Annotated in this window: 21 protein-coding genes; 8 read left to right on the forward strand and 13 right to left on the reverse strand. The window is 65.6% G+C overall.

The features are described 5' to 3' along the window. Positions 1 to 107: 107 nt before the first annotated feature. Both V8J55_RS06560 and mmsB read left to right on the forward strand, forming a co-directional pair. Positions 108 to 797: an arginase family protein gene (locus V8J55_RS06560; protein ID WP_336444858.1), complete on the forward strand. Its 690-nt coding sequence runs from the start codon at positions 108 to 110 to the stop codon at positions 795 to 797. After that, positions 794 to 1669 carry a 3-hydroxyisobutyrate dehydrogenase gene (gene mmsB, locus V8J55_RS06565; RefSeq protein WP_336444859.1) on the forward strand — a complete coding sequence of 292 codons (876 nt, stop codon included), beginning with the start codon at positions 794 to 796 and terminating at the stop codon, positions 1667 to 1669. The genes V8J55_RS06560 and mmsB overlap by 4 nt, the downstream gene beginning before the upstream one ends. A gap of 105 nt (positions 1670 to 1774) precedes the next feature. On the opposite strand, the gene V8J55_RS06570 is transcribed toward mmsB, so the two are convergent. From V8J55_RS06570 to V8J55_RS06615, 10 genes are all read right to left on the reverse strand, one after another. Beyond that, complete coding sequence (locus V8J55_RS06570) at positions 1775 to 2002, reverse strand: hypothetical protein (RefSeq protein WP_336444860.1); 228 nt, start codon at positions 2000 to 2002, stop codon at positions 1775 to 1777. Positions 2003 to 2155: 153 nt separating this feature from the next. Continuing rightward, positions 2156 to 4189: a 3-hydroxyacyl-CoA dehydrogenase NAD-binding domain-containing protein gene (locus tag V8J55_RS06575; RefSeq protein WP_336444861.1), complete on the reverse strand. Its 2034-nt coding sequence runs from the start codon at positions 4187 to 4189 to the stop codon at positions 2156 to 2158. Between the two features lie 61 nt (positions 4190 to 4250). Continuing rightward, positions 4251 to 5453 carry a serine hydrolase domain-containing protein gene (locus V8J55_RS06580; RefSeq protein WP_336444862.1) on the reverse strand — a complete coding sequence of 401 codons (1203 nt, stop codon included), beginning with the start codon at positions 5451 to 5453 and terminating at the stop codon, positions 4251 to 4253. A gap of 13 nt (positions 5454 to 5466) precedes the next feature. After that, positions 5467 to 6270, reverse strand: coding sequence for an SDR family NAD(P)-dependent oxidoreductase (locus V8J55_RS06585; protein WP_336444863.1), 804 nt, complete (start codon positions 6268 to 6270; stop codon positions 5467 to 5469). Continuing rightward, positions 6270 to 7046 (reverse strand): SDR family NAD(P)-dependent oxidoreductase, encoded by a 777-nt coding sequence (locus tag V8J55_RS06590; protein ID WP_336444864.1) that lies wholly within the window; start codon positions 7044 to 7046, stop codon positions 6270 to 6272. Before V8J55_RS06590 ends, V8J55_RS06585 begins: the two co-directional genes overlap by 1 nt. Beyond that, entirely contained in the window at positions 7043 to 8110 is a 1068-nt protein-coding gene (locus tag V8J55_RS06595; RefSeq protein ID WP_336444865.1) for a phosphotransferase family protein, read from the reverse strand. Before V8J55_RS06595 ends, V8J55_RS06590 begins: the two co-directional genes overlap by 4 nt. Then, a complete protein-coding gene (locus V8J55_RS06600) occupies positions 8107 to 9198 on the reverse strand; it encodes a Zn-dependent alcohol dehydrogenase (RefSeq protein WP_336444866.1) in 1092 nt (363 codons plus the stop codon). Before V8J55_RS06600 ends, V8J55_RS06595 begins: the two co-directional genes overlap by 4 nt. Positions 9199 to 9220: 22 nt before the next feature. After that, on the reverse strand, positions 9221 to 10510 hold the full coding sequence (locus V8J55_RS06605; protein ID WP_336444867.1) for an acyl-CoA dehydrogenase family protein: 1290 nt from the start codon (positions 10508 to 10510) through the stop codon (positions 9221 to 9223). 110 nt (positions 10511 to 10620) lie between these two features. Then, positions 10621 to 12078, reverse strand: a complete 1458-nt coding sequence (locus tag V8J55_RS06610; protein ID WP_336444868.1) for an MFS transporter — start codon at positions 12076 to 12078, stop codon at positions 10621 to 10623. Further along, positions 12075 to 12932, reverse strand: a complete 858-nt coding sequence (locus V8J55_RS06615) for an SDR family NAD(P)-dependent oxidoreductase (RefSeq protein WP_336444869.1) — start codon at positions 12930 to 12932, stop codon at positions 12075 to 12077. The genes V8J55_RS06610 and V8J55_RS06615 overlap by 4 nt, the downstream gene beginning before the upstream one ends. A gap of 173 nt (positions 12933 to 13105) precedes the next feature. Here V8J55_RS06615 and V8J55_RS06620 point away from each other — a divergent pair, with 173 nt between their 5' ends. The 4 genes from V8J55_RS06620 (at position 13106) to V8J55_RS06635 (ending at position 17017) form a co-directional block, all read left to right on the forward strand. Then, positions 13106 to 14287 (forward strand): acyl-CoA dehydrogenase family protein, encoded by a 1182-nt coding sequence (locus tag V8J55_RS06620; protein WP_294049119.1) that lies wholly within the window; start codon positions 13106 to 13108, stop codon positions 14285 to 14287. A 3-nt stretch (positions 14288 to 14290) separates the two neighbouring features. Next, positions 14291 to 15409 (forward strand): acyl-CoA dehydrogenase family protein, encoded by a 1119-nt coding sequence (locus tag V8J55_RS06625; RefSeq protein WP_336444870.1) that lies wholly within the window; start codon positions 14291 to 14293, stop codon positions 15407 to 15409. 135 nt (positions 15410 to 15544) lie between these two features. Further along, positions 15545 to 16348 carry an SDR family oxidoreductase gene (locus V8J55_RS06630; protein ID WP_336444871.1) on the forward strand — a complete coding sequence of 268 codons (804 nt, stop codon included), beginning with the start codon at positions 15545 to 15547 and terminating at the stop codon, positions 16346 to 16348. Positions 16349 to 16498: 150 nt separating this feature from the next. Beyond that, a complete protein-coding gene (locus V8J55_RS06635) occupies positions 16499 to 17017 on the forward strand; it encodes a hypothetical protein (RefSeq protein ID WP_336444872.1) in 519 nt (172 codons plus the stop codon). An 83-nt stretch (positions 17018 to 17100) separates the two neighbouring features. Here V8J55_RS06635 and ppc read toward each other — a convergent pair whose 3' ends face one another. The 3 genes from ppc to V8J55_RS06650 form a co-directional block, all read right to left on the reverse strand. Continuing rightward, complete coding sequence (gene ppc, locus V8J55_RS06640; RefSeq protein ID WP_336444873.1) at positions 17101 to 19779, reverse strand: phosphoenolpyruvate carboxylase; 2679 nt, start codon at positions 19777 to 19779, stop codon at positions 17101 to 17103. Positions 19780 to 19865: 86 nt separating this feature from the next. After that, a complete protein-coding gene (locus V8J55_RS06645; protein ID WP_336444874.1) occupies positions 19866 to 20291 on the reverse strand; it encodes a YbaY family lipoprotein in 426 nt (141 codons plus the stop codon). An 82-nt stretch (positions 20292 to 20373) separates the two neighbouring features. Further along, positions 20374 to 20940, reverse strand: coding sequence for an HNH endonuclease (locus tag V8J55_RS06650; protein ID WP_037512689.1), 567 nt, complete (start codon positions 20938 to 20940; stop codon positions 20374 to 20376). Between the two features lie 170 nt (positions 20941 to 21110). On the opposite strand from V8J55_RS06650, the gene gluQRS reads away from it, so the two are divergent. Together gluQRS and V8J55_RS06660 are read left to right on the forward strand one after the other, a co-directional pair. Next, the gene (gluQRS, locus tag V8J55_RS06655; protein WP_336444875.1) at positions 21111 to 21962 is read left to right on the forward strand and encodes a tRNA glutamyl-Q(34) synthetase GluQRS; all 852 of its coding nucleotides are present in this window, start codon (positions 21111 to 21113) and stop codon (positions 21960 to 21962) included. 9 nt (positions 21963 to 21971) lie between these two features. Then, positions 21972 to 22196 (forward strand): HIG1 domain-containing protein, encoded by a 225-nt coding sequence (locus V8J55_RS06660; protein ID WP_058539886.1) that lies wholly within the window; start codon positions 21972 to 21974, stop codon positions 22194 to 22196. The last annotated feature ends 3 nt before the right edge of the window (positions 22197 to 22199 follow it).

A 22199-nucleotide genomic window follows, 5' to 3' on the forward strand; every position in this document is an offset into this window, starting at 1 on the left:
TCGACCTGATGCTCGCTTATCCCCAGTGGCAGGGATCGGGGCGGCACCAGAATCTGCCGCGCGGCGCGGCAGCGACGGCCGCGGTATGCGCGCGTTTCGCGCCGCGGGTGGATGTTCCGCTGAGCGATGCGGTAGGTGACGATCACGGGATTGTCCGCTGGAACGCGCTGTTCGAACAATTTACTGCGGCGCAGGCCTTGCTCGCTCGCCACGCGCCCGATCGGATTCTGACCGCGGGCGGCGACTGTGCAGCGGACATTGCGGTGATCGACTATCTCGCCGCCCGGTATCCGGAACTGCATGTCGTCTGGATCGACGCGCATTATGACGCGAACACCCCGGCCACATCGCCCAGCGGCAATCTGCACGGCATGCCGGTGAGCGCGATCATGGGGCATGCGGCGGAACCGATGCGTCACCTGCTTCGCGCGCCTGTCTCCCCGGATCGGTTCTTCTATTCCTATGTGCGCGTCGGGGATCAAGGCGATCTGGATTTCGGCCGGCAACAGGGGCTGGCTGTGCTGGACGAAGCTGCTCTTGCGGGGCGACGGGTGCATATTCATTTCGACCTCGACGCACTCGATCCTGTCGAATTCCCGCACCTTGCCTATTGCGAAGCCGGCGGCCCGTCGATTGCGGAAGCCGTAGGCTTGGTACGCCGCATCGCGGCAGCGAACGACGTTGTTGGGCTTTCGATCACCGAATTTGCGCCCGCGAACGATGCGGACGCGGACGCGGGCAGCGAGGTGATCGCGCGGATTTGTAGAGCGGCACTTCAATTGGAAGAGAGAATATGAAAATCGCATTTATCGGGCTCGGCAATATGGGCGGCGGCATGGCCGCGAATCTGGCGAAGGCAGGGCACGACGTCCGCGCTTTCGACCTCAGCGAAGAGGCGCTCGCACGCGCAGTCGAGGCGGGATGCACCCGCGCCGCATCGGCAGCCGAAGCCGTCACCGGCGCCGAGGCGGTGGTCACGATGCTCCCTGCGGGCAAGCATGTCGCGTCGGTCTACGAAGCCGACGTCTTTCCGAACGCCGCGCCGGGCACCTTGCTCCTCGATTGCTCGACGATCGACGTCGCGACCGCGCGGAGCAACATCGAAGCCGCGACCGCCAAGGGGCTCGTCGCGGTCGACGCCCCTGTCTCAGGCGGCATCGCCGCCGCCAACGCGGGCACGCTGACCTTCATGGTCGGCGGCACCGATGAAGGCTTCGCGCGCGCCGAACCGATCCTTGCCAAGATGGGCAAAGCGGTGATCCACGCGGGCGACGCGGGCGCGGGGCAGGCGGCGAAGATTTGCAACAATATGTTGCTCGGCGCCTCTATGGTCGCGACGTGCGAGACGCTCGCGCTCGCGCAGAAATTGGGGCTCGATCCGCAGAAATTCTTCGACATCGCGAGCGTGTCGTCGGGTCAATGCTGGTCACTGACCAGCTACGCGCCGCTGCCCGGCGTCGGGCCGGCGACGCCTGCCGACAATGATTACAAGGGCGGGTTCGCGGCAGCGCTGATGCTCAAGGACCTCCGCCTCGCGATGGAGGCCGCGGCGAGCGTCGATGCCGACGTCCCGATGGGGTCGAAGGCGCGCGAGCTGTATGAAGCCTTCGTCGAAGCCGACAAGGACGGCCGCGACTTTTCGGCGATCATCAAGACGTTGCAAGGTTAACGTCCCCTCCAATTCCGTTCGTGTCGAGCGAAGTCGAGACATCCATCGAGATAGCGCCATACCGAGGGGTATCTCGACTTCGCTCGATGCGAACGGGGATCGGGGTCAGTAAAAGTCCGCGGTCTCGCCGCCGTCGCGGCGTTCGGTGCGGTGTACCTGCGTCGGTGCCTTGCGCTCGCCGGTCCTGACCTCGATCCGCCCGTCGACCCGCCGCACCTCGGCGGGCGCCAATATTCGCGCGCGCGCCACGCCGACCGCGCTAACCTGCGGCGCCGTCACAGGAGCGGCCACCGGCACGCTGCCGGTCAGCAGGAGGACGGCGAGGGCGGACATGGCGTTCATGCTCTGCCGTAACGGCAGGCCTTGCCAGCGCTTTAACCCTGAATCGCAAGTTTCCGGTCGCACCTGCGACGGCGCGAAGGCAAAAGAAAGGCCGCCTGCCCCGCGTTGGGACAGACGGCCTGATCTTCGTAAGCGGAGAAGGGCTTAGAAGCCCGCCTTCGCCTCCGCCTTTTCCTTGAGCAAAGGCGCGACCGCGAAACCATGTTTCTCGAGCGCCGCGACGATCTTGTCGGTGCCTTCCAGCCCCGCCCAGAACATCGGCCCGCCGCGATAGACCGGCCAGCCATAGCCATAGATCCACACGACATCGATATCCGACGCGCGCTGCGCCTTGCCTTCCGCCAGGATCAGCGCGCCTTCGTTGACCATCGGGTACAGCGTGCGCTCGATGATTTCCTGATCGCTGATCTCGCGCTTCGCCTTGTTCGAGCGTTGACGGAAATCCTCGATGATCTCGGCGACTTCGGCGCTGGGCGACGGATTGCGCTTTTCGTCATAATCGTAAAAGCCCTTGCCGGTCTTCTGGCCCCAGCGGCCGACCGCGGCGAGCGCATCGCGGATGCTCTCAATGCGCGTCGGGTCGCGGTGCCAGCCGATGTCGACTCCGGCGAGGTCGCTCATCTGGAACGGCCCCATCGGCATGCCGAATTCGACATGGACCTTGTCGATCTGGTGCGGCGTCGCGCCTTCCATCAGCAGGTTCATCGCTTCGATCTGCCGCGGCTTGAGCATGCGGTTGCCGATGAAGCCGTCGCACACGCCCGCAACCACCGCGACCTTGCCGATCTTCTTGCCGATCGCCATCGCCGTCGCTAGCGCGTCGGGCGCGGTCTTTTCGCCGCGCACGACCTCGAGCAGCTTCATGACATTGGCGGGCGAGAAGAAGTGCATGCCGAGCACGTCGCCGGGGCGGCTCGTCGCGGTCGCGATCTCGTCGACGTCGAGATAGCTGGTGTTCGACGCGAGGATCGCGCCGGGCTTGGCAATCTTGTCGAGCTTGCCGAAAATGTCCTTCTTGACGTCCATATTCTCATAGACCGCCTCGATGATCAGGTCGCAGTCGGCGAGGTCGTCGAGGTTGAGCGTCGGGGTCAATATGCCCATCATCGCCTCGACCTGTTCGGGCTTGAAGCGGCCCTTGGCGGCCGACGCTTCGTAATTCTTGCGGATCACGCCGGTGCCGCGGTCGAGCGCTTCCTGCTGCATCTCGACGATGGTGACCGGGATGCCTTTCTGCAGGAAGTTCATCGAAATGCCGCCGCCCATCGTGCCGGCGCCGATCACGCCGACCTTTTTGATGTCGCGCAGCTGGGTGTCCTTGGGCAGGCCGTCGATCTTCGCGGCCTGACGCTCGGCGAAGAAGATGTGGCGCTGGGCGGCCGACTGGCTGCCGAACATCAGCTTCATGAACTGCTCGCGCTCGAAAGCGAGGCCCTCGTCGAAGGGGAGGCGCGTCGCGGCCTCTACGCAGGCGAGGTTGGCGTAAGGCGCCTCGAACCCGCGCCAGCGCTTGGCGTTGGCGGTCTTGAGCTGTTCGATCACCGCGACGTCGCCGAACACCGGGCGTTCGCGCGTCGGACGCGGGCCGTCGGCGATCTTCGCGCGCGCAAAGGCGATCGCGTCGGCGGCCAAGCTATCTTCGCCCGCGAGTTCGTCGACGAGGCCGAGCTCCTTCGCCTTCGTGGCGGGCAGCGGATCGCCGGTCGAGGTCATCGTCGCCGCGGCTTCGACGCCGACGACGCGCGGCAGGCGCTGCGTGCCGCCCGCGCCGGGGAGCAGGCCGAGCTTGACCTCGGGCACGCCGAGCTTCGCCGACGGCACCGCGATGCGATAATGGCAGACGAGCGCGGTTTCGAGACCGCCGCCGAGCGCCGTCCCGTGGATCGCGGCGACCACCGGCTTCGACGCCGCTTCGATGCTGTTGAGCACCGCGTTGAAATCGGGGCCGCGCGGCGGCTTGCCGAATTCGCTGATGTCGGCGCCCGCGATAAAGGTCGCGCCGGCGCAGCGCAGCACGATCGCCTTGACGCTATCGTCACCGAGCGCGGCGGCGAAATGATCCTCGAGTCCCTGACGGACGTGCCAGCTCAGCGCGTTGACGGGCGGGTTATTGACGATGATGACGGCGACTTCGCCATCCTTTTCCAGCGTGACGCTGACGGGGGTTTCTTCGGACATGGGAGACTCCTTCAATCTGGAACCCGTTCGCGCGCGGCGAACGGAAAGGGGTGTTGCATCTTCAATCGTCGATCGCGGCGTGGACAAAGGTCTTGACCTCGCGCCGTACGGGATAGGTGGAGGAGGGCATGAGCTGGGTCATAAAGACCATGCAAATCTCTTCGACCGGATCGACGAAGAAGCCGGTCGAGAACATGCCGCCCCAGTAAAAATCGCCGACCGAGCCGGGAATGCCCGCGCGCGCGGGGGCGAGCGTGACCGCGAAGCCGAGGCCGAAGCCGATCCCGGCATTCTCGTCCTCGGAAAAGATGCCGACGCTGTGCTGCGTCAGGTCGCCGCCGCCGGGCAGATGGTTCGACGTCATCAGCGCCAATGTCTTGCGGCTGATGATCCGCGTGTCGCCGAGCTTGCCGCCACCGAGCAGCATCAGGCAGAAACGGTGATAATCGTGCAGCGTCGAGGCGAGCCCGCCGCCACCCGAATGAAAGCTGCGGTCCTTCGCCCAGCGGCTGCGCGCGCCGCTGTCGAAATCCTGCTTCTTGTCCTTGGGATGGAAGGCATAGGCGTCGGCCAGCCGGTGCTGCTGGTCGGCGGGCACCTTGAAGCCGGTATCGACCATGCCGAGCGGGCCAAAGATGCGTTCCTGCAAGACCTGCGCGAACGGCTTGCCCTCGATGCGCTCGATCACCGCGCCGAGCACGTCGGTCGCCATCGAATAATTCCAGTGCGCCCCGGGGTCGAACTGCAGCGGGATTTTCGCGAGGTCGGCGATGAAGCTGTCCATCGTATAATCGGCGTCGAAATCGTCGATCTTTGCCTTGCGGTACGCACCGTCGACGGGCGTGCGCTCCTGAAAGCCATAGGTCAGCCCCGCGGTGTGGCGCAGCAGGTCGACCATGCGGATCGGCGACGCGGGCGGCCGCGTCAGGAAGGGGACGTTGCCCCCGCCCGCGACAAACACGCCGGTGTCCTTGAACTCGGGGCAGAACTTCACCAGCGGGTCCGACAGCGCGACCTTGCCCTCCTCGAGCAGCATCATAAAGGCGATGCTGGTGATCGGCTTGGTCATGCTGGCGATGCGGAAGATCGCATCCTCCTTCAGCGCTTCGCCGGGCCGTGCCTCGCCGATGCACGACAGATGCGCGATCTCGCCGCGCCGCGACACAAGTGTCGCCGCGTGCGGCAGCCGGCCGGTGTCGACATATTTGGCGGCGAGGAAGGCGGGAATGCGGTCCAGCCGCGCGGTGTCGAATCCATGTGTCATGTTGATCGGTCTATCAGTGCGAGGTCTGGCCGAGCAACTGGCGCGTCACTGGATGCGAACTGGTCAGCCCGCCGTCGACCGCGATCGCCTGTCCGTTGACATAGCTTGCCTGATCGCTCGCGAGGAACAGCGCGACATTCGCGAGTTCCTCGGGCTGCGCGGCGCGGCGCAGCGGGTTGAGCTGGCCGAGCTTGTGCGTGACTTCCTTCGCCTTGGCATAATCGAAGGTCGGCTTGGTCATCCCGGTTTCGGTCAGGCCAGGGCACACCGCATTGACGCGCACGCCGCTCGTCGACAGCTGCTGTGCCGCGACCTTGGCGAGGTTGATCACCCCCGCCTTCGACGCGGAGTAAGCGCCCGGGCCCGCGCCCGAATTCAAACCCGCGACGCTCGCGGTGAGCACGATCGCGCCGCCGCGGCCTTGATCGACCATCGCCTTGCCGGCGTGCTTCACCATCAGCGCGGGGCCGATCAAATTAACGCGCAAAGTCTCGGCCCAGGCATCGGGGTCAAAATCGAAAATGCCGCCCATGTCGCCGATGATCCCCGCGTTCGCGAAGGCGACGTCGAGCGCGCCATAAGTGTCCTTGGCGGTCGCAACGAGCGAGGCGACATCTGCCTCGATACCCGCATCGATTTCGAGCGCGACGACTGCGCCGCCGGCATCCTTCACCAGCTGTGCGGTCTCGTGCACCGCTGCCGTCTTGTCCCCGATGACGAGCTTCGCGCCCTCGGCGGCGAAGCGCAGCGCGCTCGCGCGGCCGATGCCGCTGCCCGCGCCCGTGATGATCGCAACCTTGCCGTCCAATGCGCCCATCATGCGCCTCCCGAAATCGTGGCTCCGCCATCGCACACGATGGTCTGGCCGGTGGTGAAAGCCCCCGCCTTGCTGGCGAGGAAGACCGCGGCGCCCGCGATCTCGTGCGGTTCGCCGATGCGCTTCAAGGTCGAGGCGGCGGTCGATCGTTTGAGATTTTCTTCATTTTCCCAGAGCGCGCGCGCCATATCGGTGCGCACCAGCCCCGGCGCGATGCAGTTGACGCGCACCCCGCGCGGCCCGAACTCGACCGCGAAATTGCGCGCGACCTGCATGTCGGCGGCTTTCGAAATGCCGTAAGCGCCGATGATCGGCGATCCCTTGAGTCCGCCGATCGAGCTGATGATCGTGATCGACCCTTCGCCGCGTTCGAGCATCTCGGGTGCGACCATCGAAATCAGCCAGTGGTTGGACAGGATGTTATTGTCCATGATCTTGCGGAACTGGTCGTCGCTGATCCCGAGCCCGGGGCCATAATAGGGGTTCGACGCGGCGTTGCAGACGAGCGTCGTGATCTTGCCAAAGGCGCGGCGCGTCTCGGCGACCAATATCTCCAGCTCTTCCTTCGAAGAGATGTTCGCGCGCACGGGAAGCGCGGTGCCCTCGCCGAAGCGCGCGTTGATCGCGGCCGCGGTTTCCTCGCACGCGTCCGCCTTGCGGCTCGAAATCACGACCTTCGCGCCCTGCTCGGCCATCGCCTCGGCCGTCGCCTTGCCGATGCCGCGCGACGATCCGGTGATCAGCGCCACCTGCCCGGTCATGTCGAACAGGCTCATGCGCCGGCTTTCTTGGCAAAGTCCCACGCCTTTTCGGCGAGCGGACGGACGCGTTCGGACATGTCCTTGGCATGCTGCGACGAGGCGGTGCCCTCGATCACGCGCTTCTTGATGCCCTGGATGATCCCGGCGAGGCGGAAGAAATTATAGGCGAAATACCAGTTCATGTCGGGCACGCCGTCGCGGCCGGTGGCGGCGCAATAGCGTTCGACCATCTCGTCGAGTTCGGGGATGCCGAGCGCCGCGCGGTCGAGGTCCATCACCCCCGAACGGCCGCCATTTTCGGTAACCCACGCCATCGCGACATAGGTGAAATCGGCGAGCGGGTCGCCCAATGTCGACAGCTCCCAGTCGAGCACCGCGAGAACCTCGGGCCGGTCCTTGGCATAGATCATATTGTCGATGCGATAGTCGCCATGGACGACGCTGGTGCGCGTCTGTTCGGGCAGGGTCGCGGGCAACCACGCGATCAGCTGCTCCATCTCGTCCATCGTCTCGGTTTCGGCGAGGCGGTACTGCTTGGTCCAGCGGTCGACCTGGCGCCCGAAATAATTGCCCGGCTTGCCGAAGTCGGACAGGCCCGCGGCCTCGACATCGACCTTGTGCAGCGCGGCGAGCGTGTCGATCATCGCTTCATAGGTCGCACGGCGATTTGCGGGGGTCGACCCCGGCATCGCGCCGTCCCAGATCGTGTGGCCGTCGACCATCCCCATCACATAGAACCAGCTGCCGACGACATCGTCGTCGGTACAGAGGCCATATTGGCGGGCCACCGGGAAGCCCATCTTATGCAGCCCCGCCTGCACCTTATACTCGCGGTCGACCGCATGCGCCGACGGCAGCAGCGGGCCGAAGGGTTTGCGCCGGAGCACATAATTGCCCGACGGCGCTGAAATCTTGTACGTCGGGTTCGACTGGCCGCCGGCGAATTTATGCTGGGTCAGCGGGCCTTCGAAGCCCTCGACATTCGCCTCCATCCACGCCGTCAGCTTCGCCTCGTCGAGCACATCGGCGCCCTCGGGCGCGACGGTGCCGCTGAACGCTTTTTGCGCGTCGAGCGTCATTGGTCGAATACGATCACCGACCGTGCGGCGTCGCCCTTCTTCATCTTGTCGAAGCCTTCGTTGATCCGCTCGAGCGGGATCGTCTCGGCGACGATGCTGTCGAGGTCGAGCAGCCCGCGGAGATAAAAATCGACGAGGCGCGGGATATCGACGGGGAAGCGGTTGCCGCCCATTATCGCGCCCTGCAATTTCTTGCCCGACAGCAGGTCCATCGCGCTCAATCCGACCTTTTCGGCGAGTGGCATCATGCCAAGGATCGTCGCGGTGCCGCCGCGACGCAGCGACGCGACCGCGAGGCTCGCCGAGGCCGGACGGCCCACGGCCTCGATCGCATGGTCGACGCCGCCCTTCGAGATTTCGACAATCTGCTTCGCGGCATCATCGGCGAGCGCATCGACGACGTCGGTCGCGCCGAGCTTCACCGCCAGCGCGCGTTTCTCGGGAACCGGGTCGGCGGCGATGATGCGCCCCGCGCCCGCGATCTTCGCGGCGTTGATCGTCGCGAGCCCGACGCCGCCGCAACCGACGACCGCGACGGTCTCGCCCGGGGTCACCTTGCACGCGTTGAAGATCGTTCCCGCGCCCGTCGTCACCGCGCAGCCGATGACGGCGGCGCGGTCGAGCGGCATGTCGGGGTCGATCGCGACGCACGCATGTTCGTGGACGAGCATCGTTTCGGCAAAGGCGCTGAGGTTGAGCATCTGGTTGACGATGCTGCCGTCGGGGCGCGTGATGCGCGGCGGCTGTCCGGGCGCGCGGCGCGTGTCGCCGCCCATGCACAGCGACATACGGCCCGATACGCAGAATTCGCAATGGCCGCAAAAGGCGCTGAGGCAGGTGACGACCGCGTCGCCGACCTTCACCGTGCGCACTTCGCTGCCGACCGCCTCGACGATGCCCGCGGCTTCGTGGCCGGGGATCGCGGGCAGCGGATGCGGATAGGCGCCGTCGATGAAATGCAGGTCCGAATGGCAGAGCCCGCACGCGGCGGTGCGGATGCGCACCTCGTGCGGGCCGCAGTCGGCAATCTGCACTGTCTCGATCGACAGCGGCTTGCCCGGTTCGATCAGAATCGCGGCTTTGGTCACAATTTCTCTCCGACTGCTGGATTTAACGCGAAACGCCGATGTCGCCCGACGAAAAGCCCGGCTCGCTCGCTTCGCTGTGCTTGGCGAACTCGATGCGCGCGATCGCGCGTTCGTGGACTTCGTCGGGCCCGTCGGCGAGGCGCAGCGTGCGCTGATGCGCATAGGCTTTGGCCAGCCCGAAATCCTCCGACACGCCGCCGCCGCCATGCGCCTGGATCGCATCGTCGATGATCTTCAGCGCCATGTTCGGCGCCTGCACCTTGATCATCGCGATCTCGGCCGCGGCCGACTTGTTGCCGACCTTGTCCATCATGTCGGCGGCCTTGAGGCACAGCAGGCGCGTCATCTCGATGTCGATGCGCGCGCGGGCAAGGCGATGTTCCCAGATGCTATATTCGGCGACCTTCTTGCCGAACGCGACGCGCGACTGCAGCCGCTTCGCCATCTTCGCGATCGCTTCTTCCGCCACACCAATGGTGCGCATGCAGTGATGGATGCGTCCCGGCCCGAGGCGCCCCTGTGCGATCTCGAACCCACGCCCTTCGCCGAGCAGCATCGCTTCCTCGGCCTTGACGCGGACGTCCTTCAGCTCGATTTCCATATGGCCGTGCGGCGCGTCGTCATAACCGAAGACGGGCAGGTGGCGGAGGATATTCACCCCCGGCGCGTTCAGCGGCATCAGCACCATCGACTGCTGCGCGTGGCGCTTCGCGCCGAAGTCGGTCTTGCCCATCACGATCGCGACCTCGCAGCGCGGATCGCCCGCGCCCGACGACCACCATTTGGTGCCGTTGATCACATAATCGTCGCCGTCGCGTTCGATCCGCGTCTCGATGTTGGTCGCGTCGGACGAGGCGACGCGCGGCTCGGTCATCAGGAAGGCCGAACGGATCTGGCCGTTCATCAGCCGGCCGAGATATTTTTCCTTCTGCGCGCGCGTCCCGTAGCGGTGGAACACTTCCATATTGCCGGTGTCGGGCGCCGAGCAGTTGAACACCTCGCTCGCAAAGCCGACGCGCCCCATTTCCTCGGCGCACAGCGCATATTCGAGGTTGGAGAGGCCGGGTCCTTCGAATTCGAACGTCTCGTCGACATGGTGGTGCGCGGCGGACTTGGGCGGCATGAAGAGGTTCCAGATGCCGGCTTCTTTCGCTTCGGCCTTCAGATCCTCGACGATCTGGATGACTTTCCAGCGGTCGCCCGCCTTGTCCTGTTCGTTATAGGTCGGGACCGCGGGGCGAACCTTGCGTTCGATGAAATCGCGTACCCGGTCGCGCCAATAGACCTGCCGGTCGGTGAGATCGAAGTCCATCTGCGCGTCCTTTCCCTTTACGTTCACGTAAACCTTTGGACCGATTCGTCGGCCTTGCCAAGTCCCGCGGCCCTAAAATTACATCATTCCGCCGCTTGGCGACATGATCGTTACGGATGCGCCCCCGTGGCATCGGGTTCGCCGCGTGCGACGTCGCCCAGCAGCGCCAGCCGCGCTTCGTGATCGGCGCGCGAGATCGGGAATTTGCGCATCACGATCAGCCCCAGCGTGCCGATGACCAGCACCGCGAGCGCATAGCCGAGCGCGAGATTGCCGAGCACGTCGCTCCCGACTTCGCCCGGCTTGGCATTCGCCGGAAAGGCCGCGAACGACAGGATCAGCCCCGCAGCGAAGATGCCGATGCCCGTCGCGCATTTCTGCATGAAGAAATAGCCCGCGAAGAACAGCCCCTCCGACCGCCGCCCGGTCTCGCTCTGCGACGCCTCGACGACATCGGCCATCATCGACGACGACAGGATCATCAGGATGATCGAGAAGCTGTTGGAGACGAACACGAGCGCGAACATCGCTGCGACGCTCGGCTTGCCCGGCAGGCCGGGAAAAAACCCCTGGATCCACGCGAAATAGATGCCGCTGTTGACGAGCAAAGAGATCGCGCCCGCGAAAATCGCGCCGTCGCGCTTGCCGAGCCGCGCCGACACGGGGGCGACGAGCACGAAAGCTGCGATCATCGAGGCGAACAGCAGAAAGACATAGGCGACCATCTCGCCCTGCGTGAACTGCCAGAAGAAACCGAGCAGGTAATTGTTCATCGAAAAGGTGATGCCCTGATTCACGAAGCCGAACAGCGCGGCGAATATCAGCCACAGGAAGGCGCGGTTCGACAGCGTGTCGCGCATCTCGCCGAGGACCTGGCGCAGCGTCATTACCGGTTTCGTATCGGCGATGTTCGACACCGCGATGCGGCTGTGCTGCCCCGCGGCCGAGGTCAGGACCGCGCCCGCCATCAGCAGCGCGCCGGTCAGCGCATAGGGGAAATAGCCGTCGGGATCGACGAGCCCCTTCGCGCCGCCGAAGAACACGCCATAGGCGAGCAGCAGGATCAGCAGCCCGCCGCCCCAGCCGAAGAGGAAGCGATAGCGCATGACGACGGTGCGCTCGTCATAATCGCCCGTCAGCTCGGGCACGATCGCGACCGACGGCACTTCGCACATCGAGACGAGCGAGCGAACGATGATCGCAAAGCCGATCAGCCAGGCGACGGTCATCGCATTGCTCATTTCGGGCGGATGCCACAGCAGCATCCACATGATCGCGAGCGGAATCGGCGCGCCATAAAGCCAGGGGAGGCGGCGCCCCCAGCGGCTGCGCGTGCGGTCGGTGAGTTCGCCGATGATCGGATCGACAAAGGCGTCGGCGATCAGCGCGACCATGATCGCGGCGCCGACGACGCCGGGATCGAGCCCGATCACCTGATTGTAGAACAGCAGCAGAAAGGTCGAAAAGCCGTTGTCCTTGACGCCATAGGCGATGCTGCCCAGCCCGTGCACGACCTTCAGCCGGACCGGCAGGCGCGTGGCTTTCGGCGCGGCAATTGCCGCGTTCACGCCGGCGCCCCGGCCTTTGCCGCTTCCTCCATTGCGACGAGCGCATCGAATAGTCCGGGGGCTTCGGGGTCCCAGGCATGGCGCTGGCCGATCGTCAGCCCGCCGTCGACCAGCATATGCGTGCCGGTCATAAAGCTCGACTCCTCGCTCGCGAGATAGGCGACGGCGTTGGCGATATCCTCGGGCTGGCCGCCGCGCGCGACGGGCTGCGCGGCCTCGCTCATCCCCGCGATGATCGCCTTTGCCTGATCCTTATGTTCGTCGGGCACGTCGAGCGACGAGGTGAAGATATTGGTGTTGATGAAGCCGGGGCAGATCGCGTTGACGCGAATGCCGTAACGCGCGAGGTCGGTTGCCGCGATTTTGCTGAGGTGGAGCACGCCCGCCTTGGCGACGGCATAGGCGATCGGCGAATAGCCGGCGCCGAGTGCCGCGACGCTTGCGGTGTTGACGATGCTGGCACCCTTGCGGCCCTTCATATGCGGCGCGGCGTAGCGGATGCCCATCGCAACCGATTTCAGCACGAGGTCCATCGTCAGGTCCCAGCCCTCGGGGCTGATCTCGTCGATCGGGGCGCGGTCGCCCGCGGCGGCGGCGTTGTTGAACACGATATCGATGCCCCCGGCTTTCGCCGCGGCTTTATTCATCAACGCCTCGATGTCGGATGGCTTGGTGACGTCGCAGCGGACGAAGTCGATCTTGCCGTTCGACTGCTCGGCGAGCGCGCGCCCGCCCGCCTCGTCGATGTCGGCGGCAAAGACATGCGCGCCCTCGCTCGCGAGTTTCAAAACCGCTGCCTTGCCGATGCCCGACGCCGCTCCGGTGACGACGGCTATCTTGCCTGCGAATCGCATTGACCCATTCTCCCGTTTTCTTTTGCCACTTAGCTTAGGGGCCAAAGGTGACGCGTCAACGGCGGTCAAACCGACGCTACGGCGCCGTAACGGCAGGCGCGTCGATCCAAGTTGACGCTTGCGTAAAGCAGCGAAGCGGACGTAGATTTGGCCGCAGAAGAGGAGCCAAAAGGATGAGCGAACTGGACGCTTTTCGCGCCGAGGTGCGGGACTGGCTGGAGGCCAACTGCCCCGCCGAAATGCGCGAGCCCGTGCGGGACGAAGGCGACGTCTGCTGGGGCGGGCGCAACTGGGTGTTCAAGAACGACGCGCAGAAGGCGTGGCTCGAAGCGTGCGTCGCGAAGGGCTACACCGTCCCCGACTGGCCGAAGCCCTATGGTGGCGCCGGGCTCACCCCCGAGCAGACCAAGGTCCTCAAACAGGAAATGAAGCGCATCCATGCGCGCTCGCCGCTCGACAGCTTCGGCATCTGGATGCTCGGCCCCGCGCTGCTGCAATTCGGCACCGAGGAGCAGAAGGTCGAATATCTGAACCCGATCGCGCGCGGCGAAATCCGCTGGTGCCAGGGCTATTCGGAACCCGGCTCGGGCAGCGACCTCGTCAGTCTGCAGACCTTCGGCGAGGACAAGGGCGATCATTGGGTCGTCAACGGGTCGAAGATCTGGACGAGCTATGCCGACAAGGCCGACTGGATCTTCTGCCTCGTCCGCACCGACAAGGCGAACAAATATCAGGGCATCACCTTCATGCTCTTCGACATGGCGAGCAAGGGCGTCACGACCAAGCCGATCCTGCTGATCAGCGGAAATTCGCCCTTCTGCGAGACCTTCTTCGACGATGTCGAGGTGCCGAAGACGCAGTTCATCGGCGAGATCAACCGCGGCTGGGACGTCGCCAAATATCTGCTCGGCCACGAACGCGAGATGATCTCGGGCGGCGGTGCGGGCGGCGACATGGTCAGCATCGGCGGCGCCTTTGCCAAGGCGTTCGGCAAGAACGCCGCGGGCGAGCTCGACGATCCGATCCTGCGCGCCGAAATGGCGGCGTTCGACGTCGACGTCTTCGCCTACCGCGCGATGGGCGAGCGTTTCATGGACATGTGGAAGACCGGCCGCGCGCACCCCGCGTCGTCGAACATGATGAAATATGTCGGCACCGAACTCAACAAGCGCCGCCACGAACTCGTCATGTCGGGCGGCGGCAGCGAAGCGCTCGAATGGGACAGCGAAGAGACCAAGGGCGGCGCAAGGGCGCGCGGCTGGCTGCGTACCAAGGCCAATTCGATCGAAGGCGGGACGAGCGAAGTCATGCTCAATGTCATCGCCAAGCGTATCCTCGACCTGCCCGGAGCCTGACCCATGCCTTTGTATCACAATGACGACCAGGCGATGCTCAAGGACAGCGTCGCCCCCTTCGTGGCCGAACAGGCGCCGGTGTCGCACCTGCGCAAATTGCGCGACAGCGCCGACGCGACCGGCTTCTCGCGCGACCTCTGGGCGCAGTTCACCGAAATGGGCCTGCCCGGCATGCTCGTTCCCGAAGCGCACGGCGGGCTCGGCATGGGGCATATGGAAGCGGGCATCGTGCTCGAGGAAATCGGACGCAATCTGACCCCGTCGCCTTTCCTCTCGACCAGCGTCGGCGCGGTCGCCGCGCTCGCGAAGGCGGGCGGCACACAGGCGGGCCGCTGGCTCCCCGCGATCGCATCGGGCGAGGCGATTATCGCGCTCGCGATCGACGAGGGCGCCAAGCACCGCCCCGACCGCATCGCGACGACCGCGACGCGCGCCGGCAACGGCTTCCGTCTCGACGGCAAGAAAAGCTTCGTGCTCCACGGCCATGTCGCCGACATGAGCATCGTCGCGGCAAAGACCGACGGCGGGATCACGCTGTTCGCGGTGCCGAAGGATGCGAAAGGCGCCACCGCCGATCCGCGCCGCCTCGTCGACTCGAGCCTTGCGAGCCACGTCACGCTCGACGGCGTCGAGGTCGATGCCGACGCGGTGATCGGTGAGGTCGATGCGGGCGAGGATGTGCTGAACGCGCTGCTCGCCGCGACCCGCACCGGCGCCGCCGCCGAAATGGTCGGCGTCGGGCAGGGCGCGATGGACATGACGGTCAATTACCTCAAGGAACGCAAGCAGTTCGGCAAGCTGATCGGCGAGTTCCAGGGCCTCCAGCACCGCGCCGCGCATCTCTATGGCGAGATGGAAGTCGCGCGCGCCACCGTGATGAAGGCGCAGCAACTGCTCGACGAGGGCAGCGAAGGCGCGAAGCTGATGGTCTCGGTCGCCAAGGCGAAGGCCGGCCGCGCCGCCAACCTCGCGGTGCGCGAAGGCGTCCAGATGCACGGCGGCATCGGCATGACCGACGAATATGACATCGGCCTCTACATGAAACGCGACCGCGCGCTCGCCGAATATATGGGCGATGTGCATTACCACATCGACCAGGTCGCGCGGATGAATGGTTACTAAACTTCACCCCTCCCGCTTGCGGGAGGGGCAGCGAGACTTGCCGGCTTGCCGGCTAGTCGCAGCGGGGAGGGCGGATCGCCCGACATGCCCCACCCCAACCCTCCCCTGAAGGGGAGGGAGAAAAAGGATTGCACTATGAACCTTCAGGACATGTTCGGCCTCGACGGCCGCATCGCACTCGTCACCGGCGGCTCGCGCGGCATCGGCAAGATGATCGTCGAGGGCTATCTCGCCGCGGGCGCGGCGCGCGTCTATATCTCGGCGCGCAAGAGCGCGCAGATCGAGGAAGCCGTCGCCGATTTCGAAACGCGCTATCCGGGCAAGGTCATCGGCCTGCCGGTCGACCTGTCGACCGTCGAAGGGTGCCGCGCGCTCGCGTCGGAGCTCGAAGCGCGCGAAGAGCGCCTCGACATCCTCGTCAACAACGCCGGCGCGGCGTGGGGCGAACCGTTCGAGGGCTTCCCCGAGGCGGGCTGGGACAAGGTGATGGACATCAACGTCAAATCGCCCTTCTTCCTGACGCAGGCGCTCCACGGGCTGCTCAAGGGCGGCGGCACCGCCGACCGTCCGGCGAAGGTGATCAACATCGGCTCGATCGACGGCCAGCGTTTGAACCCCTGGGAAACCTACAGCTATCACGCGTCGAAGGCCGCGATCCTCTACCTCACCAAGCGGCTCGCGGCGCGGCTGGTGCAGGATCATATCCTCGTCACCGCGATCGCGCCGGGCGCCTTCCAGTCGGACATGAACAAGGCGGCGCGCGACCATGGCGACGCGGTGGCGCAAAGCATCCCGGTCAAGCGCATCGGCGTCCCCGAGGATATGGCCGGCGCCGCGATCTTCCTCGCGTCGAAGGCGGGCGACTATGTCGTCGGCGACACGATCACCGTCGACGGCGGGCTCGTCCACGGCGACGTCCGGACGAGCATCGACGCGTAATTCCATTCCTTCGTCACCCCGGACTTGATCCGGGGTCCACGACAGCGCCCTCGGAATGGATGCCGGATCAAGTCCAGCATGACGAAAGAGCAGTTTGACTCACCCATCTCCAAGGTGTATTATGTAACTAATGCACCAAGGAGATTGGCCATGCGTCTCGCGTTCCTCATTCCCCCGATGATGCTCCTCGCCGCCTGCGGGTCGGAGGAGAAGAAGACCGGGGAGGGCACCGAAGTCTCGATCAACGCCGGCGACGAGCATGGCGGGGTCCAGATCAAGACCGGCAAGGACGGCGGCAATATCAAGATCGGCGGTGACGGTGCCGCGATCGACATCGACATCCCCGATTTCGTCGATCTCGACCTCGAAGACGATTTCGATATCGACGGGGTGAAGCTCTATCCGGGCAGCAAGGTCACCAAGGTCGACGTCGATGCGAACGACAAGAGCGGCGCCGACAAGGCGACGGTCAAACTCGGCTTCACTTCGCCCGCCGCGCCGACGAAGGCGGCCGACTGGATGGCGGGCGAATTCGCCAGGAAGGGCGTCAAGGTCACGCGCAGCGGCGACACGCTCGCGGGCAAGGACAAGGACGGCGCCGATTTCCGCATCAACTTCGCCCCCGACGGCGCGAACGCCAGGGGCGAGGTGGTGATCGTCAAGAGCTGACCTTGCACCGTCGCCCAGTGAAAGCCGGGGCCGCTGACGATTGGAAGTGACGAAAGCGGTCCCGGCTTTCGCCGGGACGACGATCAGCCGCTGTTCCTGAGCGCGGTCGCGATTGCGTTGATCGTCAGCTGGATGCCTTCGGCGATGCGCGGATCGGTTTCGCCGGCGCGGTGGCGCTTCATCAGCTCGATCTGCAGCAGGTTCAGCGGCTCGATATAGGGCAGGCGCAGCCGGATCGACGCCTCGAGCGCCGGATTCTTGTCGAGCAGCCGCGTCTGGCCGGTGATGCCGAGCAATCCGTCATGCGCGCGGTTCCACCCGCCCTGGATGCGGCCAAAGATCGCGTCATGCCCGTCGATTCCCGCCGCAAGTTCGGCGTAGCGCGCGGCGATCCCCATGTCCGATTTCGCGAGCACCATCTCCATATTGCCGAGCAGCGCGGCAAAGAACGGCCAGCCCGCCGCCATGTCGGCGAGCAGCGCCTTGTCCTCGAACGCCGCAAAACCCTCGCCGGTGCCGTACCAGCCAGGCAGCATCGCGCGCGACTGCGCCCAGCTGAACACCCACGGGATGGCGCGCAAATCCTCGATCGCGCTCGACTTGGTGCGGCTCGACGGCCGCGACCCGATCTTCAGCGTCGCGATCTCGGCGATCGGCGTCATCGCGCGGAAGAAATCCTTGAACGCCGGCGTGTCATAGACGAGCCCGCGATAGGCGGCGAAGGCGCCGTCCGACAGCTGGTCCATCGCCGCGGTATAGCGCGCCGCATCCTTGCCGCTCAGCGCCTCGGGCTCGAGGCTCGCGAGCAGGCTCGCCGACACCATCGCCTCCAGATTGGTCGCGGCACCGTCGGCGGTGCCATATTTCGCCGCGATCACTTCGCCCTGTTCGGTGATGCGGATGCGGCCCTGCACGGTGCCCGCGGGCTGCGCGCGGATCGCGGCAAAGGCGCTGCCGCCGCCGCGCCCGACCGCGCCGCCGCGGCCGTGGAACAATTGCATCGCGGTATCGGCCTCCTCGAACACCGGGGTCAGCGCCTGCGACGCCTGATGCAGCCCCCAGGTCGAGGTCAGATAACCGCCGTCCTTGTTCGAATCCGAATAGCCGATCATCACTTCCTGATGCCCGCGCTGCCCGATCTGCGGGCCGATTTCGGGCATCGCGAAATAGCGCGCCATGATCGCGGGCGCCCGGTCGAGGTCGGCGATGGTTTCGAACAAGGGCACGACCATCAGGTTAGACTGGCCCGCGTCGCCGCCGCTCCGCCACAGCCCGGCCTCGCGTGCGAGGACATGGACTTCGAGCAGGTCTGACAATTCCTGCGCCATGCTGATGATCCACTGGCAGATCGCATCATTGCCCAGCCGTTTGCGTACATCGGCGGCGGCGTGGACGATCGCAAGCTCGCCTGCGGTCTCGTCGCTCCACTGGTGCCACGGCGCGGCGAGCGGGCGGTCGCTCGCGAGTTCGGCGGTGAGCAGCGCGACGCGTTCCTCTTCGTCCAGCGCCAGATAATCGGGACACACGCCCGATACCGCCAGCAGTTCGGCGAGTACACGTTCGTGCACCGCGCTGTTCTGCCGCATGTCGAGCGTTGCGAGGTGGAATCCGAACACTTCGACCGCGCGGATCAGCCGCCCGAGCGCGCCGATGCCGCCGAACTGGCCCTGGCTGTTCGCCGACAGGCCGTTGGCGATGGTGACGAGGTCGCGGCGAAGCGACGCCGGGGTGGAATAGGGCGCGCCGCTGAGCGCCGACGGGCGCGGCGGCGCGCGCCCGACGATCTCGGCATAGGTCGCGCACAGCCGCGCATAAATGCCCGACAGCGCCCGGCGATAGGGTTCGTCGCGGCGGCTCGGTGCGGCGTCGCCGCTCGCCTCGGCCAGCGCTTCGACCGCCTCGGGAACGACGGCGAGGCTCGCCGATACCGACAGTTCGGCGCCGAGGTGGTGGACCGCGTCGATATAATGGCCGAGCACCGCGGCGGCGTTGCGCGCCGTCGCCATGTGCATCGTCTCCGCGGTGACGAAGGGGTTGCCGTCGCGGTCGCCGCCGATCCAGCTGCCGACGCGCAGGAAGCTCGCGGGGCGCTGCCCGAGTTCGGCTTCCCAGCGCGCATAGAGTTTCGGCACCACGGGCAGGAAGACGTCGCGCAAATAGGTCAGCGCATTGTCGATCTCGTCGGCGACGAACAATTTTTCGGTGCGCAGCGGGCGCGTTTGCCAAAGGAGAACGATCTGCCGCCGGATCGCGTCCTCGACGATATCGCCCTCGGGCGTCTCACTGGCGCCGGCGTCGCGCAGCAGCATCAGCTCGGCGATGCGGTTCTTGTGGTCGAGCACCGACTTGCGCCGCACCTCGGTCGGGTGCGCGGTGAGCACGGGGGCGACGAGCGACGCGCTCAGCAGCGCCGCGATCGCATCGCCGTCGATCCCATCGCCCTTCAGCTTTTCGATCGCGGCGGCGACCGTCGCCTCGGGCTCGGCCGCCACCCCCTGCCGGTCCTCGGCAAGATTGGCGAGCATCGAAAACAGCATGAAACCGCGCACAAAGGCGATCGTGTCGTCGAGGCTCAGCGCGTCGAGCCCCGGATCGATCGCCTCGGCGCCCGCGATACCGCGGTGCCGGTCGACGCTCGACGAGCGGATATATTCGGTCTGACGGAACAATTTGTCGCCGCCATATGCGCGAATGACGTCACCGAGGATCCGCCCCAAATAGCGGATGTCGGGATTTTGCGAGATCTGGATAGGCGGGCCCATGAACCCAGCTTGCTGCACCTGCGAAGGCGCAGGGTCAAGCCGACGCGCGGGCGCGCATAGCTATGCGCGCCCGCGCGAGCGCTTCGTCAGCGGGTCCGGACCATGACCAACGTGCCCATATCGACCCGCGGGCGGCCATCGAAGGTCACGCCATTATGCGTGTCGGTGATGAACATCAGCTTTCCCGACGCGTCGGTGATGCGCGCCGAAACCGAATAGCGGCCGCGCGGGTCGATTTTGCGCTCGTCGACGGTCAGCGAAAAGGCGAAGGGCACCTGCCGGCCGTCGGCGGTGAACGACTGCTGCGCGATCGTCTTCGACGGCGCGTCCATCAGGCTGACATCGGCGAGCTGGATTTCGACCTGCGCCGTCGGCGGCAGCGCCATGCGCTCGCGATAGGTGATGCTGCCGGTGACCGACACGGGTTGTTCCGAAGGCGCGATCGTTGCGCAGGCAGCGAGCAGCGGCGCGGCAACCATGCCGACGGCGAGCATACGAGTGATGCGAACCATGATATTTCTCCTTTTTTCGATGGTTGGCGGCCGCCTAGTCCCATCGAGGTGAACCCATGCTGTCGCGCTCGTTGTGCCCCTGTCAGCCTTCCAGTTCAACATCCCAATAGAGCCAGTCGATCCAGCTTGTGTGCAGATAGTTGGGCGGGAATGCCCGCCCATTGTCCTGCAGCTGCCAGCTCGTCGGGCGCCAGGGTTGGCGATAGATCGGCATATGCGCCTGTTGCGGGGTGCGGCCACCTTTTTTCAGGTTGCACGGCGCGCAGGCGGTCGCGACATTTTCCCACGTCGTCCGCCCGCCGAGCCGGCGCGGCACGACATGATCGAAGGTCAGATCCTTGCCCGATCCGCAATATTGGCACGAAAACCGGTCGCGCAGGAACAGGTTGAAGCGCGTGAACGCCGGGTGCTGCGACGGCTTCACATATTGGCGGAGCGCGATGACGCTGGGGATCGGCATCGTCTTCGTCGGCGAATGAATCTCGCGTTCGTAATTTTCGACGATGGTGACGCGGTCGAGGAAAACCGCCTTGACCGCGGTCTGCCAGGGCCACAGGCTCAAGGGGTAATAGCTGAGCGGCGTATAGTCTGCATTGAGAACAAGGGCCGGACAGGAATCGGGATGCCGGGCGAGATCGGGATGAAACATGGCTTCGCTACGCTGCCCCCTATACTGCGCGGGATGGCGCGCCACTGCCAGTCCCGGGTGACAGCATCATTACATCACGCATATGATTCGCACGTCAAGAGGCGATGTGCCGCAAGATATGGAATGTCGGGCGGGGCAGAGGCACAGTATCTAGACCCGGACGGCGCCGCATGCTGACCCGTTTCGCGCCCAGCCCGACCGGCGAGCTCCACCTCGGCCACGCCTATAGCGCGGTGCTCGCGCATGACGCGGCGCGCGGCGCGGGCGGGAAGTTCCTGATCCGTATCGACGATATCGACGGCAGCCGCTCGCGCGAGTCATTTGTCGGCGCCTCGCTCGCCGACCTCGCCTGGCTCGGGATCGAGTGGGACGGCGATCCGGTGCGCCAGTCGGCGCGGCTCGGCGACTATGCCGCCTCGCTCGACAAATTGCGCGCGCGGGGCCTCGTCTATCCCTGTTTTTGCACCCGCGCCGATATCGCCGCCAGCCTGTCGGCGCCGCATGGGCCATCCGGCGCGATCTACCCCGGCACCTGCCGCGGCTTGTCTGAAACCGAGCGGACACGCCGCCTCGCGGATGAGCCGCATTGCTGGCGCCTCGACACCGTGCGTGCGCTTGCCGAAAGTGGCGATCTGCAATGGGAAGAGGCGGGGCAGGGGCTTCGGTCCGCCGATCCGGCGGCGCACGGCGATATCGTCCTCGCGCGCAAGGATGCCCCTGCGAGCTATCATCTCGCGAGCACGCTCGACGACGCCGATATGGGGGTGACGCACGTCATTCGCGGCGCCGACCTCATCGCCTCGACCGACGTCCACCGGTTGCTCCAGGCGCTGCTCGATCTGCCGACCCCGCTTTATCGGCACCACGCGCTCGTTTGTGGTGCAGACGGCAAAAGGCTCGCGAAACGCGACGCCGCGGCGTCGCTCGCGTCGCTCCGCGCGGCTTGGATCGACGGGCGCGCGCTCGCCGCCGATTTGGTCGCGGGGCGGCTTCCCGCTGGCTATTCGCTGCAAAATCCCTAGATAGGTTTCATGGAAATCCTGCTCATCCTTGGCGTCGTGATCGCCGCCGGCTTCGTCCTCTTCTCGCTCGCGCGGGGGCTCTTCTATTTCTCGCAAGGGCACAAGGCCCAGATGGACGGCACCGTCCACGAGAATCAGGTGATGCAGAACCGGATGATGATGGCGCGCGTGAAGTGGCAGGCGATCACGATCATCCTGCTCGTGCTGATCGGCCTCTTCGCCGCGGGCAAATAGGCC

The organism is Sphingopyxis sp. CCNWLW2, assembly GCF_037095755.1.
Taxonomy (GTDB): Bacteria; Pseudomonadota; Alphaproteobacteria; order Sphingomonadales; family Sphingomonadaceae; genus Sphingopyxis.

Bases quoted from the DNA above. Each gene is read 5' to 3' on its own strand.
- V8J55_RS06585 (WP_336444863.1), bottom strand. From the start codon at position 6,270: ATGGGCGCATTGGACGGCAAGGTTGCGATCATCACGGGCGCGGGCAGC.
- V8J55_RS06575 (WP_336444861.1), bottom strand. From the start codon at position 4,189: ATGTCCGAAGAAACCCCCGTCAGCGTCACGCTGGAAAAGGATGGCGAA.
- V8J55_RS06570 (WP_336444860.1), bottom strand. From the start codon at position 2,002: ATGTCCGCCCTCGCCGTCCTCCTGCTGACCGGCAGCGTGCCGGTGGCC.
- V8J55_RS06645 (WP_336444874.1), bottom strand. From the start codon at position 20,291: ATGGTTCGCATCACTCGTATGCTCGCCGTCGGCATGGTTGCCGCGCCG.
- ppc (WP_336444873.1), bottom strand. From the start codon at position 19,779: ATGGGCCCGCCTATCCAGATCTCGCAAAATCCCGACATCCGCTATTTG.
- V8J55_RS06590 (WP_336444864.1), bottom strand. From the start codon at position 7,046: ATGAGCCTGTTCGACATGACCGGGCAGGTGGCGCTGATCACCGGATCG.
- V8J55_RS06650 (WP_037512689.1), bottom strand. From the start codon at position 20,940: ATGTTTCATCCCGATCTCGCCCGGCATCCCGATTCCTGTCCGGCCCTT.
- V8J55_RS06605 (WP_336444867.1), bottom strand. From the start codon at position 10,510: ATGGACTTCGATCTCACCGACCGGCAGGTCTATTGGCGCGACCGGGTA.
- V8J55_RS06660 (WP_058539886.1), top strand. From the start codon at position 21,972: ATGGAAATCCTGCTCATCCTTGGCGTCGTGATCGCCGCCGGCTTCGTC.
- V8J55_RS06595 (WP_336444865.1), bottom strand. From the start codon at position 8,110: ATGACGCTCGACGCGCAAAAAGCGTTCAGCGGCACCGTCGCGCCCGAG.
- V8J55_RS06625 (WP_336444870.1), top strand. From the start codon at position 14,291: ATGCCTTTGTATCACAATGACGACCAGGCGATGCTCAAGGACAGCGTC.
- V8J55_RS06620 (WP_294049119.1), top strand. From the start codon at position 13,106: ATGAGCGAACTGGACGCTTTTCGCGCCGAGGTGCGGGACTGGCTGGAG.
- gluQRS (WP_336444875.1), top strand. From the start codon at position 21,111: ATGCTGACCCGTTTCGCGCCCAGCCCGACCGGCGAGCTCCACCTCGGC.
- V8J55_RS06580 (WP_336444862.1), bottom strand. From the start codon at position 5,453: ATGACACATGGATTCGACACCGCGCGGCTGGACCGCATTCCCGCCTTC.
- V8J55_RS06630 (WP_336444871.1), top strand. From the start codon at position 15,545: ATGAACCTTCAGGACATGTTCGGCCTCGACGGCCGCATCGCACTCGTC.
- V8J55_RS06615 (WP_336444869.1), bottom strand. From the start codon at position 12,932: ATGCGATTCGCAGGCAAGATAGCCGTCGTCACCGGAGCGGCGTCGGGC.
- V8J55_RS06635 (WP_336444872.1), top strand. From the start codon at position 16,499: ATGCGTCTCGCGTTCCTCATTCCCCCGATGATGCTCCTCGCCGCCTGC.
- mmsB (WP_336444859.1), top strand. From the start codon at position 794: ATGAAAATCGCATTTATCGGGCTCGGCAATATGGGCGGCGGCATGGCC.